General features: G+C 38.2%; 19 protein-coding genes. All 19 read right to left on the reverse strand.

The window, feature by feature from the left end:
- Window positions 1-129: 129 nt before the first annotated feature.
- The gene (locus tag ACIQ7N_RS12440) at window positions 130-393 is read right to left on the reverse strand and encodes a DUF1294 domain-containing protein (protein ID WP_132357175.1); all 264 of its coding nucleotides are present in this window, start codon (window positions 391-393) and stop codon (window positions 130-132) included.
- Between the two features lie 139 nt (window positions 394-532).
- Window positions 533-892 (reverse strand): 50S ribosomal protein L20, encoded by a 360-nt coding sequence (rplT, locus tag ACIQ7N_RS12445; RefSeq protein WP_004226314.1) that lies wholly within the window; start codon window positions 890-892, stop codon window positions 533-535.
- 61 nt (window positions 893-953) lie between these two features.
- Window positions 954-1,154, reverse strand: a complete 201-nt coding sequence (gene rpmI, locus ACIQ7N_RS12450; RefSeq protein ID WP_004226312.1) for a 50S ribosomal protein L35 — start codon at window positions 1,152-1,154, stop codon at window positions 954-956.
- Between the two features lie 31 nt (window positions 1,155-1,185).
- Window positions 1,186-1,689 carry a translation initiation factor IF-3 gene (gene infC, locus ACIQ7N_RS12455; protein WP_024363824.1) on the reverse strand — a complete coding sequence of 168 codons (504 nt, stop codon included), beginning with the start codon at window positions 1,687-1,689 and terminating at the stop codon, window positions 1,186-1,188.
- 562 nt (window positions 1,690-2,251) lie between these two features.
- Window positions 2,252-4,183 (reverse strand): threonine--tRNA ligase, encoded by a 1,932-nt coding sequence (gene thrS, locus ACIQ7N_RS12460; protein ID WP_402932453.1) that lies wholly within the window; start codon window positions 4,181-4,183, stop codon window positions 2,252-2,254.
- Window positions 4,184-4,669: 486 nt separating this feature from the next.
- Window positions 4,670-5,608, reverse strand: a complete 939-nt coding sequence (gene dnaI, locus ACIQ7N_RS12465) for a primosomal protein DnaI (protein ID WP_248719229.1) — start codon at window positions 5,606-5,608, stop codon at window positions 4,670-4,672.
- A 2-nt stretch (window positions 5,609-5,610) separates the two neighbouring features.
- Window positions 5,611-6,987 carry a replication initiation and membrane attachment family protein gene (locus tag ACIQ7N_RS12470; protein ID WP_402932456.1) on the reverse strand — a complete coding sequence of 459 codons (1,377 nt, stop codon included), beginning with the start codon at window positions 6,985-6,987 and terminating at the stop codon, window positions 5,611-5,613.
- Between the two features lie 18 nt (window positions 6,988-7,005).
- On the reverse strand, window positions 7,006-7,476 hold the full coding sequence (gene nrdR, locus ACIQ7N_RS12475) for a transcriptional regulator NrdR (RefSeq protein WP_049667519.1): 471 nt from the start codon (window positions 7,474-7,476) through the stop codon (window positions 7,006-7,008).
- A gap of 225 nt (window positions 7,477-7,701) precedes the next feature.
- On the reverse strand, window positions 7,702-8,724 hold the full coding sequence (locus ACIQ7N_RS12480) for a glyceraldehyde-3-phosphate dehydrogenase (RefSeq protein WP_248716862.1): 1,023 nt from the start codon (window positions 8,722-8,724) through the stop codon (window positions 7,702-7,704).
- 527 nt (window positions 8,725-9,251) lie between these two features.
- Window positions 9,252-9,860 carry a dephospho-CoA kinase gene (gene coaE / locus ACIQ7N_RS12485; RefSeq protein ID WP_402932461.1) on the reverse strand — a complete coding sequence of 203 codons (609 nt, stop codon included), beginning with the start codon at window positions 9,858-9,860 and terminating at the stop codon, window positions 9,252-9,254.
- A gap of 13 nt (window positions 9,861-9,873) precedes the next feature.
- Window positions 9,874-10,746 (reverse strand): bifunctional DNA-formamidopyrimidine glycosylase/DNA-(apurinic or apyrimidinic site) lyase, encoded by an 873-nt coding sequence (gene mutM, locus ACIQ7N_RS12490; RefSeq protein ID WP_402932464.1) that lies wholly within the window; start codon window positions 10,744-10,746, stop codon window positions 9,874-9,876.
- Between the two features lie 12 nt (window positions 10,747-10,758).
- Window positions 10,759-13,386, reverse strand: a complete 2,628-nt coding sequence (gene polA / locus ACIQ7N_RS12495; protein WP_402932467.1) for a DNA polymerase I — start codon at window positions 13,384-13,386, stop codon at window positions 10,759-10,761.
- 200 nt (window positions 13,387-13,586) lie between these two features.
- The gene (locus tag ACIQ7N_RS12500; protein WP_132357183.1) at window positions 13,587-14,018 is read right to left on the reverse strand and encodes a DNA polymerase I; all 432 of its coding nucleotides are present in this window, start codon (window positions 14,016-14,018) and stop codon (window positions 13,587-13,589) included.
- A 608-nt stretch (window positions 14,019-14,626) separates the two neighbouring features.
- On the reverse strand, window positions 14,627-15,637 hold the full coding sequence (gene hflC, locus ACIQ7N_RS12505) for a protease modulator HflC (protein ID WP_402932470.1): 1,011 nt from the start codon (window positions 15,635-15,637) through the stop codon (window positions 14,627-14,629).
- A complete protein-coding gene (gene hflK, locus ACIQ7N_RS12510) occupies window positions 15,637-16,641 on the reverse strand; it encodes an FtsH protease activity modulator HflK (protein ID WP_402932473.1) in 1,005 nt (334 codons plus the stop codon). The genes hflC and hflK overlap by 1 nt, the downstream gene beginning before the upstream one ends.
- A gap of 159 nt (window positions 16,642-16,800) precedes the next feature.
- Entirely contained in the window at window positions 16,801-17,514 is a 714-nt protein-coding gene (locus ACIQ7N_RS12515; RefSeq protein ID WP_132357186.1) for an LrgB family protein, read from the reverse strand.
- Window positions 17,511-17,879 carry a CidA/LrgA family holin-like protein gene (locus ACIQ7N_RS12520; protein WP_079561583.1) on the reverse strand — a complete coding sequence of 123 codons (369 nt, stop codon included), beginning with the start codon at window positions 17,877-17,879 and terminating at the stop codon, window positions 17,511-17,513. The genes ACIQ7N_RS12515 and ACIQ7N_RS12520 overlap by 4 nt, the downstream gene beginning before the upstream one ends.
- Window positions 17,880-18,188: 309 nt before the next feature.
- A complete protein-coding gene (gene pnpS, locus ACIQ7N_RS12525) occupies window positions 18,189-19,742 on the reverse strand; it encodes a two-component system histidine kinase PnpS (RefSeq protein WP_402932476.1) in 1,554 nt (517 codons plus the stop codon).
- The gene (locus ACIQ7N_RS12530; RefSeq protein WP_274068551.1) at window positions 19,739-20,455 is read right to left on the reverse strand and encodes a response regulator transcription factor; all 717 of its coding nucleotides are present in this window, start codon (window positions 20,453-20,455) and stop codon (window positions 19,739-19,741) included. The genes pnpS and ACIQ7N_RS12530 overlap by 4 nt, the downstream gene beginning before the upstream one ends.
- Window positions 20,456-20,485 lie beyond the last annotated feature (30 nt).

The following is a 20,485-nucleotide window of genomic DNA, read 5'->3' on the forward strand; positions in this document are numbered from 1 at the left end:
ACTATATCAACAGCCGACCAAGAAAATGTCTTGGTTGGAAAACTGCAAACGAGGCTTTTAATGAGCAATTGTTGCACTTAATTTGACAAATCGTCTTATCGAAACATTCCCGTGTTTTATCTTCGAGATTTATCCCCATAATTGTACTAGGATAAAAATTTGAATAGCTGCTAGCAGCGGGAAGCCAAATGCAAAGCTGTTATGGCGTGTTTTATGGCGGAATAAATACATTCCCAACACGCCCCCTATTGCGCCTCCACCAATTGCTAATGTAAATAATGTGCGTTCTGCAATACGCCATTCATGTTTTTTTGCTTTTGATTTATCCATGCCCATCATCACGAGCAGGACTATAGAAACAATTGCCATATACGCTAATAATGCTTGCCCCATTGAATACTCCTTTTTATTTTCTATTTTCTACTACTCTAACACAAAAAAGACTGACGGATAAATCCATCAGCCTTTTGAAAAATTTTGCACCTATCGCTTCGCTTTCGGTGCAGAAATAATTTTTTAACTTCGTCAAAAATTATTTAGCTACAGCTTTTTTAGCAGCGTCTGCTAATTGAGTGAATGCAGCAGCATCAGTTACAGCTAGGTCAGCTAACATTTTACGGTTAACTTCGATACCAGCAACTTTTAAACCGTGCATTAAACGGCTGTATGAAAGACCGTTCATGCGAGCAGCTGCGTTGATACGAGTGATCCATAATTTACGGAAATCACGTTTTTTCTGACGACGGTCACGGTATGCATATTGACCTGACTTCATTACTGCTTGGTTTGCAACTTTGTATAATGTATGTTTTGAACCATAGTAACCTTTAGCTAATTTTAAAACCTTTTTACGACGTTTGCGCGTCACTGTTCCGCCTTTTACGCGTGGCATATGAATTACCTCCTGCTTTTCATTTAAAAATGAATGTTAGTATTTTGTTTGTGTAGTCAAATTATTTCATGTAAACAAGTAATGATTTGATGCGTTTGAAGTCACCAGATGAAACGATGTTTGCTTTACGTAGGTGACGTTTTTGTTTTGTAGATTTGTTTGCGAATAAGTGGCTTCCATAAGCACGGTCATATTTTAATTTACCTGAACCCGTTTTTTTGAAACGTTTCGCAGCTCCACGGTGAGTTTTCATTTTTGGCATGTCGAATTCCTCCTAAACTGTTCGTCTAATATTATTTCTCGTTCTTTGGTTGAAGAACTAAGAACATGCTTCGGCCTTCCATCTTCGGTTTTTGTTCAACCGTCGATACTTCAGCACAAGCTTCAGCAAAACGATCTAACACACGTTGACCAATGTCTTTGTGTGTAATCGCACGACCTTTGAAACGTAGGCTACATTTTACTTTATCGCCCTTTTCAAGGAATTTAATCGCATTACGTAGCTTCGTTTGGAAATCATGCTCATCGATTGTTGGGCTCAGACGAACCTCTTTCATTACGATGACCTTTTGATTTTTACGAATTTCACGGTCTTTCTTTTGCTGTTCAAACTTAAATTTACCATAGTCCATGATACGAGCGACTGGCGGCTTGGCTTGAGGGGCCACAAGGACAAGATCCAAGTTTACACGAGTGGCGATTTCTAGCGCTTCATTACGTGTCTTTACACCAAGCTGGTCACCATTGTGATCGATTAATCGAAGTTCACGTGCGCGAATGCCTTCGTTTACATACATGTCTTTGCTAATAGTAATCCACCTCCAAGTAGTTGTCGCGAATACATGGTTTGGGCAAAGCCTTGCCCGGTTGAACGGTACATCCTCTTGTCATGTCCATAAAAAAAGGACGGACACTTTGAAGATGTCCGCCCGCTATATGTGCATGCGCAAGTCTGCGCAAAACAATTCAACGTGTCATACCTGTTCACAGCTTAAGAGCGTTGTATCAGGTGAGAAGCGGGCAGCCTCTACTTCAACCACAAACTTTGTATTCATTAACCTTAACTATAATAGCATGTACTTTATAAGCTGTCAAATGTTTTTTAACTTATTATTAATAAACCTATTATAATGGCTTTCATCATAACGTATGGTTGATTTCCGTTCCGGCTGGGCGCTTTCCTAGGGGCGTCCGATGAGCCGCTTCACTCGCTTTGCTCGCTCCAGGGTCTCATCTGTGACGCTGATCCCTAAGGAGTCGCCCAGCCTCCACTCCAATCAACTTATATTAATAGTAGTATACGTTTTAATAAATGTCATCCCAAACTTTTGGTGATCTTGCTCGGTGAAATTATGAAAATTATTTTGTAATTTCTGCTTTAATGTTGGCTAAGAAGTCTTGGAAGCTAATTGTTTCTGAGTCTTTTGAGCCGTAACGACGTACATTTACGCCACCAGCCTCTACTTCTTTGTCTCCGATAACAAGCATATACGGGATTTTTTTCATTTGTGCTTCACGGATTTTGTAGCCTAGTTTTTCTTCACGGTCATCCATTTCAACACGTAATCCCGCTGCAATTAATTGCTCTTCAATTTGTTTTGCATAATCAAAGTGTGCTTCGTTTGAAACTGGAATGACTTCAACTTGTACTGGTGCTAACCATGTTGGGAATGCCCCTTTATACTCTTCGATTAAGAAGGCAACGAAACGTTCCATTGTTGATACGACACCACGGTGAATAACAACTGGGCGATGTGGTTTACCATCTTCTCCAACGTATGTTAGGTCAAAGCGCTCTGGTTGTAAAAAGTCAAGCTGAACAGTCGATAATGTTTCATCTTTACCAATAGCTGTTTTTACTTGTACGTCTAATTTTGGACCATAGAACGCTGCTTCGCCTTCAGCTTCGTAATAATCTAAGCCAAGATCATCCATTGCTTCTTTTAACATACCTTGTGCTTTTTCCCACATTTGATCATCATCGTAATATTTTTCAGTGTCTGCAGGGTCACGATAAGATAAACGGAATTTGTAATCATTTAAATTAAAATCTTTATACACATCAAGAATCAAATTCACAACACGCTTAAATTCATCTTTAATTTGGTCAGGACGTACAAAAATATGAGCATCATTTAAAGTCATACCGCGTACGCGTTGTAAACCAGATAATCCACCTGAACTTTCATATCGATGTTGTGTTCCTAACTCAGCAATACGAATAGGAAGCTGACGATAAGAATGCATTGATGATTTATAAACCATCATATGATGTGGACAGTTCATTGGTCGCAATACTAATGTTTCGTTGTCCATTTCCATTGGTGGGAACATGTCATCTTGGTAATGTCCCCAGTGGCCTGATGTTTCATATAATTTTTTCGAACCTAAAACTGGTGTATAAACATGTTTGTAGCCAAGACGAACTTCTTTATCTACAATATAACGCTCAATAATGCGACGGATTGTTGCACCATTTGGTAACCATAGTGGTAAACCTTGACCAACTGTTTGAGATAAAGTGAATAATTCTAATTCCTTACCAATTTTACGATGATCACGTTCTTTTGCTTCTTCAAGCATTTGAAGATGATGTTTTAAATCCTCTTTTTTAAAGAAAGCTGTTCCATAAACACGTTGTAGCATTTTGTTATCTGAGTTACCTCTCCAGTAAGCACCTGCTAATGAAAGAAGTTTGAACTCACGAAGCTTACCAGTTGATGGTGCGTGGATACCTCGGCAAAGGTCGAAGAATTCACCTTGATGGTAAATAGAAACTTGCTCATCTGCTGGAATCGCTTCAAGTAATTCTAATTTGTATTCATCGCCAATTTTTTCATAGATTGCTTGCGCTTCTGCACGACTAACATTTTTGCGCTCGATTTCTAAGTTTTCAGCGATAATTTTTTTCATTTCTTTTTCGATTGCAGGTAGGTCTTCAGCAGTGATTGGAGTTGGTGCATCAACATCGTAGTAGAAGCCACCTTCAATAACTGGACCAATACCAAGTTTAACATCAGGGAATAAACGTTTAATCGCTTGTGCAGTTAAGTGTGCAGTAGAATGACGTAAGATTTCTAGTGCTTCCTCATCATCCTGTGTAATAATCGAGATTGTAGCATCCTCTTCAATCGGTGTTTTTAAATCGACTAAGGCACCATTTACTTTACCCGCATAGGCTTTTTTACGAAGTCCTGGGCTAATTGATAATGCTACGTCATCAGTAGATGTACCTTTTGCAAATTCCTTTACAGCGCCATCTGGGAAAGTTAATTTAATCATATCTGACATTTTGTTTGCACTCCTTATAGTTTTGTTGTGATGCATGATTGAAGTCAAAGAATCCCCGGATTTGATCCTCATTCAATAGTTGCGGCATTCGTTCACCACTATTTTCCATTGAACGAAAATAAAAAAGCTCCGTCCCTACGAAAGGGACGAAGCGTATGCTCGTGGTTCCACCCTTCTTCCTTCCGACTTTTTATAGTCAGACGAAGCTCAAGGCTAGCTAACGGGCTAGGGACCGGCGAAAGATTATCCCTTTCGCTGCTCAGCAGGTAGTAAATAGTGTGCTCGAACTAGGAAGCTTACAGCCAATGACTTCCCTCTCTAAAAGCCTTACACAAAATTCATGTCCTCATCAATGCATTTAATCCATTATGCCTCGGCATAATCCGGAGGCTTTAACTTTTTCAGTAGGTAGGACACCTGTTGAAAGAAGTTAATTATTATATGTGACAGTATACGCTCGATTGTTATAAAATGCAACTGCCAATCTTACAGACGTCTATTTTGCCCGCCCATTTTTATCGGCTCTGTCAAAGCTTTAATACGTTCCATAACACGTCCAGCCTTCACAACTTCTATGTCACCTTTTTGTGACTGTGCTAAATGGTGCTCCAATTCATCGTAATTAAAATTAGACGTAATGAATGTTGGCAATTGCTCTGCCATGCGGTAATGGAAAATAGTCCCCAAAATTTCATCTCGCGTCCAAGCAGTCATTGTTTCGGCTCCTAAATCATCGAGCATTAGCACGGGTGCCTTTTTCACATAATCTATTTTTTCATTCAACGTGTTGTCGCCAATTGCATTTTTCATTTCTCGTAAAAATTCAGGCACAAAAACTACAACTGACTTCACTTTAGCCTTTGCAAGTTCATTAGCTAATGCGCCTAGCACAAAAGATTTCCCCACTCCAAATTGACCGTATAAATAAAAGCCTTTAGCAGGTAAATTCCCTGTATCTAGTACATTTTGAACAAAATCAGTCGCACGGTTTGCAATGTCAACACGTGTATGATCATCAATAAATAAATCACTTATAGTAGCTTGTAGCACATCCTTTGGCATATGCATACTTGCAATCATATTAGCAACATCTCGACGCTCATCTTCACGTATCTTTTGCTCGCATCGTACATAATCAATTTCAACAGTACTCCTTACTACACGTAAGGTAGGTAAAAAACCTTTTAAGTAATTTGTACAATTTTCTGTACTGTCACAGCCACAGCAAACTGTAGATTGACTAATAAATTCATGGAGCTTCGGTAAATTACGTTCAACCGCATCATAGCTTAACTCATCCTTATGCTCAGCTAAAAACTGTTGCACACGGGGGTTTTCTAATATTTCTTTACGCATCGCTTCATATCGTTCTTGAAATGATGGTACCTTAATTGCTCTTTTTAATGGTCCATTAATCGGTTCGATTGTCATTCACCTACCTTATTTTGAATATTACCTAATTTTTCTAGTATCTTTTGTCTTTCCTTTTCAAAATCAGTAGTGCCAGCATTTGTTGTATCTTTCTCTGATTTTTCATTACGCTTATAAAACCAATCTGGTACTTTTTCCTCTCGGCGATTTTTTGTGTAAGAGTTCTTTTTTGCCGAAGACTGGGGTTTATTTTTCCACGTAGTGTACTTATCATGCTCTTGGCGTGCTAATTCCATTGCTTCTTTTGCAGTTTGAATATTTTTACGTACCCAATGATCCGCAATCGTTTCCACATATTTTTTAGGTAGCTTCATATCAGTTGTTAGCATGACATATTCCAAAAGTGCATTAACAACACCTACCGGCATTCCATGCTGGACAATTAAACTCTCAGCAAGCTGCACGGAAGTCTGTAAAGGTTCTTTGCCATTATTAATATCTCGCAGTACTTGCACCGGAGGAGTCGTTTCTAAATATTGCTGAAGCTCCTGATCCTTTGTTTTTTGGCTCGTTTCCTCTATGGATGACGGCTGCATATTCACTCTAGCAAGCTTTGGTGGCTCTTTTGATACTGTTAGCTTATAAAAATCCGCAGCGGCCTTACGCAAACGTTCCAATGAAATCCCTAAGTCATCATCTAGTGCAAGAATCACTACTTTTTGCATATCAAGTGCCGTTAAATGATATAAAAAGGCTAATTTTGCTATTGATTCACGTACCTCAAATGTTAGAAGGCTTGCCGGCACTAGTTGCTCCGATAAGCCCCCTTGCAGTAGTTCAAAATCAAATTGATCAAAATAAAACGGATATATCTTTTGCTGTTTATCCTTATGACTAGTATCAGCTTGTAAATCATCTGGAATTTTTGTACTTACAGGCTTAAACACATCTATGAAGGCACGCGATACATCTTTATACTCTTCATCTCTTGTAGATGGCATAAAACGCTGACGTAACTTCCGATAAGCTTGCTCCCCAATTTTACTAAATAAAAACATCGAGAGCAGTGGGTCTTTCATAAAGCTATCTGCATCAAGTGGACGTATTAGCTCATATAAAAAGCTTCGCTGGCCAGCATCTTCTTTTTTCCATGTGCGTAACAGACCAATTGCTTCAAGCGCAATACGCGCCTCAAATACTTTACCAATAGGAAGCCCTAGTACATTCATTAGATAATAATGTGTCATTTGCTGCTTAGACATTTGTTCAGCTTCTGCCCATAGTGTTAAATAAAGGCTGATTGGCTCCGCTCCAATTAAAGGCTGATAAAAAAGCGTTATTAATTGACGTTCCTGCGTAGAAAGTGCATGAGGTAGACGAATGTCAAAAGAATCAGCAGGCTGCAATTCCTTATACAAATGGTTCAACGTCATTCACCCTCTCTGTTTACCTTATAATTTCTGTTCTGTCTGACGTTGGATAATTTCTTTAATTTCTTCAATAAAGACATTAATATCCTTAAATTGACGATAAACCGATGCAAAGCGCACATAAGCAACCTCATCGATTTTCGCTAAGCGATCCATTACCATTTCTCCTACATCCTCAGATCGGACTTCGGAATTCCCAATGCGGCGAAGATCTTTTTCAATAGACATTACTAGTCCCTCAAGTACTTCAAGGGAAACAGGACGTTTTTCGCAAGCACGAATAAGTCCACGAAGTACCTTTTCACGGCTAAATTCTTCTCGCGAACCTTCTTTTTTCACGACGACTAAAGGTGTCTCTTCAATTTTTTCAAACGTTGTAAAACGGAAGCCACATGACTCACATTCACGACGTCTACGAATTTCTTTATTATCATCAACTGGCCTCGAATCCACAACACGCGTTCCGTTAAATTGGCAAGATGGACATCTCATATAATTACTCTCCTGATTTCACAACAATTTAATATTTCTATTATAACAAATTTCCTATGTGTAAGAAAAGTGCATTAACGCTAGTGTGCTCATGATAAACCTTGACAGGCTAAAGTACAAGCATAGATGCCACATTTAAACCAACTGTCTAAATAAAAAACACATTGAAATCACTTGGATTTCAATGTGCTCAGTTTAACTTCTTTTAGCGGATGCCACTAAAATTTATGCATTAACTGTTTCTAAAGCTTTTGCCACTTTTTTCACAAGATCTACAACGCGTGCAGAATAACCCCACTCATTGTCGTACCAAGCCAGTACTTTCACTTTGCGGTTACCCATTACCATTGTAGAAAGTCCATCTACTGTAGAGGAGTAAGTTGTTGTATTGTAATCAGAAGATACTAGAGGCTCAACTGAGAAGTTTAAGATACCTTTCATCGGACCTTCAGTAGCAGCCTTCACAAATGCAGCATTGATAGAATCTACTGTTACGTCTGTATTTAAATCAACTACTAGGTCAACTAATGATACGTTTGGTGTTGGAACACGAAGTGCCATACCATGAATTTTGCCTTCTAACTCTGGTAACACTAATTTTAATGCTTTTGCAGCACCTGTAGATGTTGGAATAATTGATTGTGCGCAACCACGTGCACGACGTAAATCTTTATGTGGATTATCTAAATTCTTTTGGTCATTTGTATAAGCGTGAACTGTTGTCATTAATCCGCTTTCAATTCCAAATGTGTCATTTAATATTTTGGCAACTGGTGCTAAGCAGTTCGTTGTACAAGAAGCATTAGAAATAACATCATGTTTGGCAATATCAAGCTTCTCATCATTTACACCTAAAACAATTGTTACGTCCTCGTTTTTACCAGGTGCTGTTAAGATAACTTTCTTTGCTCCTGCTTCTAAGTGCATTGCTGCTTTTTCACGATCATTAAATTTACCAGTTGCTTCAATAACGATATCTACCCCCATTGTTGCCCATGGTAATTTTAATGGGTCACGTTCGCTAATAATTTGCACACGTTTACCGTTTACAACTAAAGCATCGCCTGCTGGCTCAACTGAACCCTCGAATGTTCCATGATTTGTGTCATACTTAATCAAATGTGCTAACGTTTCAGCTGGGTAGCTAGCATTAATTGCAACGATATTTAAATCTTCTTGCACGATCGCTTGGCGGAAAACCATACGTCCGATACGTCCGAAACCATTAATAGCAACTGATACTGTCATTTATAAAATCCTCCTGTGAGTGCATACTCAGATTAATTATATACTTTATGGTGATTAGTATAACACAATTTTAAAAAAGATGAACATTATATACTCATAATATTAAAGTTCTTATTTTCTGAAAAATAAAATCGCCTAAATTAGTCCTTATTATGGTATAAACTCACAAAAAAATGCATAGTAAAGTGTTTTTGCTACGCATTCAAGTTGTTAACTATTGCGTCAATGAAATTAAGGTGTCACATTAAATAAAGTATGGCTCTTCGGCAAAACAAGGGGTTGATTTGTTCCGGCTGGGCACTTTGTTGCTGACGCTTCGCTTTCGCACAGAAAACATTTGTTGCTGACGCTTCGCTTTCGCACAGAAAACATCCGCTGCGCTGCGGGATCCCGGCAGGAAAGCGAGTAGCCTGGAACGGAAATCACCCTTTACTGAGCCACACCATTAAGAGATTTCCCTGCAACACAATAGTTTTTCAAAAATATGAAATGCGTAGCAATATGTCATTGCTACGCATCGAATGATTTTACAGATTTTTAGTTAAAATTACATCCCAATAAGTCAGGATTTTTTTTAATTGTTGCTCGGTTTGTTCTAGATTTTCATTATTATAAATAACCGCATGCGCACCTTTCTCTTTAACTGACAAAGGTAACTGAGAACGTATTCGGGCTAAGGCATCCTCCTTCGATAAGTTGTTACGTTCCATTAATCTACGGAGCTGCACCTCTTCACTAACCGATACCACAATAATACGCTCGACAAAATGCTGTAGCTTACTTTCAAATAAAAGCGGAATATCCATCACAACATGCTTTTCTCCAGCCTCTAAATAAGCATCACGCTGACGTAACATTTCCTGACGAATAGCAGGATGCATAATATCATTTAACATTTTACGTTTAGCAGGCTCGTGAAAAATAATATCGCCAAGCTTAGTACGATTTAAACTACCGTCTTCAAGCAATATATGTTGTCCAAAATTTTCAGCTATTAACTTTAAAGTTTCCGTTCCTGGTTCTACAACATCACGCGCAACAATATCTGCATCGACAATAGGTAAACCAAGTGCTGTCATCATTTTCGCTACTGTACTTTTTCCGCTTGCAATACTTCCCGTTAGTCCGATAATCATAGTTAAATCCCCTTTAATGTTGACAATTTGGGCAAAAGACTGATGTGCGCCCACCTATCGTCATTTGGCTCGTTGCAGTACCACACGTTGGACACATCTTCTTTCCATACATTTGCAGTCGTTTCTGCATAGTTCCAGCCTCACCATTAATATTACGATAATCTGAAATTGTTGAACCCCCCGCTTCAATGCTTTGGCGTAAAATGGCGACAATTGCTTCGAATAATGCACACTTACTCTTTTCACTGATGCGGTTCATTGTGCGGGCCGGATGAATTTTTTGAGCAAATAATGCTTCGGTAGCATAAATATTGCCACAACCCGAAATAACCTGCCCATCCATAATGACATCCTTAACGGCCTTTTTCTCATATTTCGGTAACTTTGATTTCGCAATAAAATAATCACATGCTATTTCATCGAACGGCTCTGGCGCCATTTTTGTTAATGGTACATGATCTTCAATTTTTGTTAAAAACCGTAGTTCACCAAAGCGGCGTATATCCGAATAAATTAAATAGCCACCATCCGCCATTTGAAATGTAGCATGAATATGCTTTTTAAATTTCGCCTCATGGATTTCCTCAGGCGAATTCACTACAAACCATGCACCGGTCATCCCTAAATGACTAACAAGCACATATGGGACATCCGCTTTCAGCAAATGAAAAAAGATGTATTTCGCACGTCGTTCGACTTTTGTAATCATCATTTGAGACAAAGATATTTCAAATGCATCCGGCTCAGCTTGCTTCACGATACATTGTTTTCCCTCCCCAAAGGAAAAACGAATAATTTCAGATAGTTGAACCTGTTGAATTGTACGCCCTTCAATTTTAGGTTTTAATGCCTGGACGACACCTTCAACCTCTGGTAATTCAGGCATTTTGACCCCTCCTTATTTTGCTTCGTACCAAGTCGCACCGTAATTAAAATCTACTTTTAATGGTACTGAAAGTGCGATTGCGTTCTCCATAACCTCTGGTACTATTTTTTCAAGTAATGCAATCTCCTCTTTAGGTGCTTCAAAAATTAATTCATCATGCACTTGTAATAAAAGTTTGGCCTGCATATTTTCTTTTTTCAAGCGAGCATCCATATCAATCATTGCTTTTTTAATAATATCAGCTGCACTTCCCTGAATTGGTGTATTCATCGCAGTACGCTCTGCAAAGCTTCGTATATTGAAATTTGAGCTCGTAATATCCGGTAAATATCGACGTCTATTTAAAATGGTTGTCACATAACCATTAAACTTCGCATCTTGGACGATATCATCCATATATTGTTTTACACCTGGGAAACTCGCAAAATATTTCTCGATAAATGTAGCAGCTTCCTTACGGGTAATATCCAAGTTTTGCGATAAGCCGTAATCACTAATACCATAAACAATACCAAAGTTTACTGCTTTTGCAGCACGGCGCATATTACTGTCGACCTCATCTTCTGAAACATGGAAGACATCCATAGCAGTACGTGTATGAACATCCATACCTTCACGGAAAGCGTCAACTAAGTTTTCATCCTTTGACATATGGGCCAATACACGCAATTCGATTTGCGAATAATCGGCAGAAAATAGTATCCAATCTTCGTTCGATGGCACAAATGCTTGACGAATTTTTCGCCCTTCTTCTAAACGAATCGGGATGTTTTGCAAATTCGGATCCGTTGAGCTTAAACGCCCTGTAGCTGTTAATGCTTGTTGGAATCGAGTATGCACCTTGCCATCCTCTTCATGGATTTCCTTTAGCAGGCCTTCGATATAAGTTGACTGTAATTTCCCAAGCTGACGATATAAAAGAATATGCTCAATAATGGCATGCTCCGGTTTTAATTTTTCCAAAACATCCGCTGCAGTGGAATAGCCTGTCTTTGTCTTTTTAATAACAGGCAGACCAAGTTTATCAAAGAGGATAACACCTAATTGCTTTGGTGAATTAATATTGAAGGCTTCTCCTGCCTCCGTATAAATCTCCTGTTCAATTACAATTAGTTTGTCATTTAATTCCTGCCCCATTTTCTCTAATGTGGCACGATTGACCGTGATTCCTTCACTTTCCATTGCCCCTAAAATAGCAGCAAGCGGTAGCTCTAAATTTTTATACAGTTCAAACTGTTCGTTTTCCTTTAGCAATTCTTCAAGCTTAGGCTGTAAAGACCATACAGCAAAGGCTTTGCGACTGGCATGCTCAGCAAGTGCATCAATGGCAGGTATAGCTCGTTTCGCCCCTTTACCATAAACAGTCTCATTTGCCTGCACATTACGATAGCCTAGTTCTTTTGCAAGTGTTGCCACATCATCTCCACTTAGCGCAGGATTATTAATATAAGAAGCAAGTAATAAGTCAAATTCAACACCAGCTAAACGAATTCCCGCACGACTTAACGCAGCTTGAGATGCTTTTGAATCAGACATATACTTTATTTTAGTAGCATCTTCTAACCAAAGACGAAGGACATCTGATTTAGCCGCAATATCAAACGGCACATATATTGTTTTCGCTCCATCTGTTAGTGCAATCCCTAGTTGCTGGCATGTATGATAATGCTCGTTCTCTAGCTCCAAATGCACTGCCATTACATCTTTTAAATGCTCTTGTTTTACTTCTTGCACAATTTCATAGTCAAAAGGAGCTTGTTCCTCTTCTTGGACAGTAAAATCACTTTTCTCTAGCAATGATTTAAAGCCAAGCTCTTGCCACACGCTAATTAATTCCTCTTCATTCGGACCATTATAGATAAGATCCGCGAGCGTTATTTCAATCGGTGCCTCAGTATAGATGGTAGCGAGCTTTTTACTCATTAGTGCCTGTTCTTCATTGGCAACTAATTTTTCTTTCATTTTAGAAGCCTTCACCGTATCCATTGCCGCATAAAGCGACTCTACTGAACCATGCTCTTTTAGCAATTTAACTGCTGTTTTTTCACCGACACCTGGTACACCAGGGATATTATCTGAAGAATCCCCCATTAAACCTTTCATATCAATAATTTGCTCGGGCGTTAAGCCGTATTTTTCTGCAATAAAGGCTGGTGTATTTTTTTCAATTTCAGTAATGCCTTTTTTAGTAATATATACTGTTACTTGCTCAGTCGCGAGCTGTGTTAAGTCACGATCTCCTGATACGACAATGACGTCCATATTTTGTGATGAAGCTTCTTTAGCAAGTGTCCCTATAATATCGTCCGCTTCGTACATTTCAAGCTCATATCGCTTAATACCATAAGCATCAATAAGCTTCCGTATATAAGGAAACTGCTCCGATAATTCTGGTGGAGTCTTTTGTCGCCCCCCTTTATATTCCGTAAATGTCTCATGACGGAAGGTTGTCTTACCCGCATCAAAGGCAACCAAAATTTTCGTTGGTTGCTCTTCCTCTAATATTCTTTGTAGCATTGTTGTAAAGCCGTATACTGCATTCGTATGAATCCCACTATCATTCGTCAATAATGGCAACGCAAAAAACGCGCGATATGCTAAACTATTGCCGTCCAATAATAGCAATTTTTCCTTTGTCATGATTTTATCCTCCTGCGTTGTCGTCTTCTTAATTGTAAAACGAAAACGTATGTTTGAAAATGCCTCTTCCTTTTACTTTATCGAGAAAACGGGTATTTTACCAATCATAACGTTGAAAATCGCCAAATTTTCTACAGCAATAGCTTAGGATTGACTGCACAAAAAAAGCCAATCACTCATTGTAATTGACCTCATCCATGTTATTCACTAGCTTTATTCGTTTTTTCTTTACGATAAAAAATCTCTTCATATATGACTGTCAACATAAAGGCGTTCATAAAGGCAAATACTAAAAATAATGGCATACCACCAAGCTGTGGATGTGTAAGCTCTGTATTAAACACCATGACAGTGCCGATTTGCGCTAAGAAGAAAATAAAGCCAATCCCTACTTGCCATATAGGACGTTTAACCTTGCGTTTTTCGTATAAAAATATTGTTTTAAATATTTTGCGTACATCCGCAGCAATAACTAAACCTAATAAAAACAAAATGACAAAAAATACTGGTATATGATAAACACTTTTTGTGATCCATGCAAAATCTGATAGACGGAAGAAAAGTGTAAATAACGATGCAATACTATAGGCAATCCCTAAATTTTGGAGCCACTTGCTAATTTGCAACTTCACAACTATTACCCCCATTTTTTATTTCTCGAACAATATCATTCTATCAGATAATAGTCATAAACGGAACATAAAATTATAAATTTCTATCATTTTCGTAACACACCATCAACATATGATAAATATTTATGGAGTCATTGATTAAAAATACCTAACCAGACTTTGAAGGGCTCCTTTTCACCATAACGTGGTGTTGACTTCCGTTGGGCGTCCGATGAGCCACTTTTGCTGCAAGATCGCGGGTCAACACGATGTTTGTCACAAAGGCGTTATCACAGGATGTGATGTTTTTAGCCTTCGTTTCTCTATTGCTAAATCCCCAAGGGTGTAAAGTCCTTCCAACGCTAAAAAACTTACTAAAATGTAAAAAAGCCGTCTCAAAAAGTTTGAGACGACTTCATATGCTTATCCCTGCAAGAATAATCGTGTTATTTTATCCCGCATTAACGGGCAGTAATTTATCTATATCAAAAATGAAACGTCAGATACAAGACTTTCACCTCAAAATTCACGAAAGCAAAGAAGTTAAGTGGGAGATTAACTGCCCGTAAATGCCCAATTGGTGAAGACTAATAATCAGTGGAGTTGGAGAACCCCCACTGATTAAAGTTTCACTTTATATAGCCAGATAATATTTTGGCATATGGTGAAGTGGCTGGTAAAATAATGACCGTATCTTCACCTATAGTTTTCTTATATGATTCTAATGTTCGGTACAATGAATAGAATTCAGGATCTTGAGAGAATGATTTATTGTAAATCTTAGCTGCTTCTGCTTCACCTTCCGCTTGAATCAATGCTGCATCCTTTTTCGCTGTTGCGAGCATTTCTTGAACTTTCTTATCTGTTTGAGCTTCAATACGGCGTTTCTCAGCGTCACCCTCTGATAGGTATATTTGCGCCTTTGATTCACGATCCGAAATCATACTAGTAAACACAGCTTGCTCATTATCAGTAGGCAAGTCGATGCGACGGATACGAACATCTATTACTTCTATTCCATACTTATCATTCGAGAGTAGCTCATTGACACGTGCAGTTACCTTATCATTGATACTCCCACGTGAAGAATTTTCATCATTAATAACTTCCGTATATTCTATTCGACCAAGCTCTGAGCGTATAACTGAATAGATAAACTCTTCCATACGTGATTCAACTTTTTCTATTGTCCCTGCATTGGAAATTAATTGCTTTGGATCCGTTATATGCCAAACTGCATAATTATCAATGATAATTCGTTTTTTATCCTTTGTATTAATTTCTTCTTCAGAAACTTCATATGTCATTTGGTTTTTTGGTAGCTTCGTGACGCTTTGAATAAACGGAACCTTTATTTTCAAGCCTGGCTCACTCTGAAATTTCACTACTTCTCCAAACTGTCTTACAACTGCGTATTCGGATTCTTTAACGATATAAACATTAGCAAATAATATTATAGCAATAGCAAAAGCGGCTGTTAATGTTACGGCAAGAGAAATATATTTTTTCGGATTCAACGGGCCTTTTTTCGACATTTTGACCACATTATCCCCTGTATCCCCTTCTTTCGAAGCAGTATTTTTGGATTTACCCGATAAAAAATTGAGGAATTTTTCAAGATCCTTATTTTTTTGATCCATTAATTACCGCTCCCTTCTTTTTTCTCTTTTGGTGTTTCCTGTTTTGCAGGTGCTTCCTGTGTTGTAGGTGTCTCCTGTTTAGCAGGTTGCAATGCTTGAAGAGGCAAGTATTTCATTGTACTGCCATCATCATTCATAATATAAATTTGTGCTTTAGGTAATACATTTTCAAGTGTTTCCAAAATTAAACGTTCGCGTGTAATCTGTTGATTGCCCTTATATTGCTCATACATTTTATTAAAGACAGCTACATCCCCTTGAGCCTGCTCAATACGCGCTGTTTTTTCACCTTGAGCCTTTGAGATAATTGCATCCTTTTCACCTTTAGCCTCACTAAGTCGCTGATTCTCATATTTTTCTGCTTGATTTATTTTTGTATTTTTCATTTCACGTGCGTCTGTAACAGCTGTAAAGGCTGCTCGCACATCTGCATTCGGTAACTCAACATCCTGAAGTTTTACACCTAAAACACTTATACCAATATCGTATTTTTCAACAAGAGAAACGAGTAAATCTCGTGATTTTGCTTCTATGTCCGCTTTTCCCTCTGTTAACGCGGCGTCGATGTTGGAACTTCCGATAATTGATCGAATTGCACTCGACGTAGCGCTATGTAATATTTTTTCTGGATCTTGTGAGCTGAATAAATACTTTTTCGGTTCTGTAATTTTCCATTGAACGACAAGGTCTGTTAAAACAATATGCTCATCCCCTGTAATCATTTTCGTTTCGGCATCATAAGTTTCCAATTCCCCATTTTCATTTTGCTTATAGCCAAACTTTAAACTAAATGTTTCCTTCGATAACACCTCAACCGATTGTACAGGCCATGGTAATTTAAAATGTAAACCTGGTTCTGTTACTGTATTATCGGCACGACCGAACGTAATGACGACTGCTTGTTCTGATTCATCTACCGTGTACCATGATGTAAATACCGTAATAAGTGCAACAATGCCGAAAATGCCAAGTCCCACCATCATTAGTGACCTTTTCACACTCATGTCTAATCCTCCCTTAAGTCTTAGTACTAATGTATACGGGGCACTTCTTAAAAAGTTTCAAAATATTTTAATAAACCCATTTTTTATTTTAGGCAGTTTGACATAAGGAAGATTGTGAAGCTCATTAAATAAAACAGAACAAAAAAATCCTGCTACCATTTAAGGCAACAGGATATTGACTACTAGATGTTCAAATGCTGGGAAAAATGTTGTTGACAATACAATGCTAATTAATGCAGCTACAATCATAGCAAGACTTGCAAACGTACCTTCTAGCTCACCAAATTCAAATGCTTTTGATGTACCCGTACCATGTGCTCCCATTCCTAACAATAGACCCCTAGAAGATGGTCGATGGAAACGACATGCTTTAATAACTAACGGTGCTATTAGACTCCCTAAAATACCAGTTACCATAACAAAAACTGCAGTAAGCGTAGGAGAGCCACCAATCATATTGGAAATGTCCATCGCTATTGGTGTAGTAACGGAGCGTGGAACTATGCTATGCACAAGCTCATTATTTAGTCCAACTAATACAGCAAAGATAAATGATGATGTAATCGCGACGGCTGAGCCAACTGCAATACTTAGAAAAATTTCAAAAGCATGTTTCTTTAATAGGTTAAAATTTTTATAAATAGGTACCGCGAATGCAACTGTTGCTGGGCCTAGTAAATTTGATAAAATACCGGCCCCTGCAGTATAAGATTTATAAGATGTACCCGTTAGCAGCAGGATAATAATTGCCACTAATGGTGTGATCAGTATAGGTGTTAACCATTCCTTCTGATACTTTTTATAAAACATTTTACTAGTATAAAAAACTGCAATCGTACCTAGTAAACTTAGTATAGCTATTAAAAAGCTCATGCAGTATCACCTTTCTTTCGTTGCCCTAGCAATTGTGCTGTGAAACCTGTTGCAAACATTACAACTATGGCACTCAATACAATAACAAGCACAGCTTTCACACCTTGCACACCGAATAATGCAGTATAATCGATTACTCCGATAGCAGATGGAATGAAAAATAGTAATAATTCACTAAGTAATAAACCTGCACCTAGCTCAATCCATTCAAGCTTAATAATATGAAACTGCAAAAGTAAAAACAATAAGACTAGTCCAATTATGCTCCCTGGAATCGGCAAGTGAAGTAGACGTGCAATACTATTCCCAACAAATAAAATTACATATAGATAGCCGATTTGCACGATACTTTTGACGATTTTCATGGTCATCCTTCTCTCAATTTTTTATCCCGCTAAACGGTCAAGTGCAGACCGTAAGCCCGATTGACTTAACTAATAAGTTAGTTGAATATTATGCTACTATACTTTACACCTATTTGCGATACGTGTAAAACAGAAAAAGAATCTATCACCAAAAAATTTGGCAATAGATTCTTCCTATCGGCGATAACTAAGCAACACAAACAGAAAATCTTCATATATAAAGATTTTTTTGGCTATTAAAAAGTCTTAATAATTATATAGGGGTTTCTACTAACAAGTATAAGGCCCCATTGTGAATCTAAAATTGTGCTAATGTAAAGAATTCGTTAATTTTTTCGGAATCATGACAATCATTTTTGTCCCAATTCCAACTTCACTTTCTACCTGAATGCGGCCATGATGCGCCTCTACTAAGTGCTTCACAATAGCAAGCCCTAAACCTGTACCCCCAGAATTCCGACTTCTTGCACGATCCACACGGTAAAACCGTTCAAAGACACGGGCAATTTCATGCTTTTCAATACCTATACCTTGGTCTTCTATTTCAAGAATACCGTACGTTTCATTTTCCTTTAATCGAATTGTAACGATTGTATTTTCTGGAGAGTACGTAATAGCATTAGTAATTAAATTCGTGACAATTTGAATGATACGATTCGCATCACCCATAACTTGAACATCACGTTCTATATCAACACGAAAGCTCATATTTTTCTCATCCAGACGAGGTCCTGTCAGCTCTGCTCCACGTATAAGTACATCTTGCAAGCCCATCGGCATAATATTAACGGTAAAACCATGCTGCTCAATTTTCGATAATTCTAGTAAATCCTGGATAAGCATTTGCAGACGGTTACTTTCCTTATAAATGATCTCTAAAAAAGATAGCAGCATTTTTTCATCCTTATATGCTCCATCCAGTAAAGTTTCAGAAAAGCCTTTAATCGATGTAATGGGTGTACGCAATTCATGGGATACATTTGCTACAAAATCCTTACGAATCTGCTCTAAACGAACAAGCTCTGTAATATCGTGCATGACGATCACAACACCAAGCCATCTACCATGATCCCCTATAACAGGTGCTCCATAGACTTCTTTATTGTATAGCTCCTGTTGGACCTCCATTTTAATTTGTTGTCGATAAGGCATTTCAGTTAGAAACACATGGTCGATAAATTGCTCCAGAGTTTTAGGTAAGCCAATTGTACGAAAAACTTTTCCTTGTACATCGTCAATTTGCATACCGAAACGCTCTAAAAATACACGGTTCACGATAGATATATTGCCCTCACGTCCAATCATCATGAGGGAGCTTCCCATATTTTCAATTAACGTTTTAAGCCTTTCCTCTTCTACCTCGCGAATCGCCGTAATATCCTGTAAGTTACGCGCTAAAATATTGATAGAGTGACTAAGTGGCATCATGCGTTCATGCTCATTTTCATGGGCACGAGCACGGTAATTTCCCTTCGCCAGTTCAAGTGCTGTATCTGTCACGTTATCAATAGGAGCAGTGAAATTTCGAATCATATAGCGGCTTACAATAGCCATTAAAATAAGCGCTATTAAAAAAAGAATCGCTAACACAATATAAAGTCGCGCATGAACATTCGATATTATAGAATCTGTTGCCTCAATGTTTTGAGCAGTATACAGTGCCTCTCTATCTTCTTTTGTTAGTTCGATCTTTCGTTCATCTAATACTTGGTTAATGGATTCTTGCACCTGTAAACTAGCTTGCTCATTGTACTGTTCTATATAAACAGGAAAAAGCTGACCTATAACAATCATTAGGACAGCTAATATCGATCCAAGCAATAGTATGAATGTCAAGAATAAGCGGTTGCTCATTGATTTCATGTCGTCTTCGGCTCCTCGAATTTATAGCCAAGGCCACGAATTGTTTTGATGAATATCGGCTTACGGCTATTTTCTTCGATTTTATCCCGAAGGTGGCTAATGTGCACATCTACAATTCGAGTATCCCCAGCAAAGTCATACTTCCATACAGCACTTAATAGCTGATCACGTGTTAAAACACGGTTTTTATTTTCAAGTAAATAAATGAGTAACTCAAATTCCTTTGGTGTAAATTCCAGTGCCTCTTCCTGTAAAAATACTTCAAATCGCTCTGGAAAGACACGCAATTGCCCAAATTCAAACATTTTCTCTTGTGGCGCATTCTTCTCTTCAGGCACTACATTTTGTGTAAAACGTCTTAAAACCGCCTTTACCCGTGCTAACACTTCGCGCGGACTAAAGGGCTTCGTCATATAATCGTCTGCTCCTAGCTCTAGACCAAGTACTTTATCGAACTCATCATCCTTTGCTGTTAGCATAATAATAGGTGTATTCATACGTTGCTGACGGATCTGTTTACAAACTTCCATACCATCAAGCCTTGGAAGCATCAAATCTAATAAAATTAAATCTGGTTGTAAATCGATTGCCTTATCTAGACCCTCTTGACCGTCCGCAGCTGTTTCTACAACATATCCAGCCTGTTCTAAATTATATTTCAATAATGTCGCAATCGAAAATTCATCTTCTACCACTAAAATCGTTTTTGTCATGTATAAAGCCTCCGTTAGTGATTTGAAACC

It is taken from the genome of Lysinibacillus sp. NPDC095746, from assembly GCF_044763535.1.
In the GTDB taxonomy this organism is placed as follows: domain Bacteria; phylum Bacillota; class Bacilli; order Bacillales_A; family Planococcaceae; genus Lysinibacillus.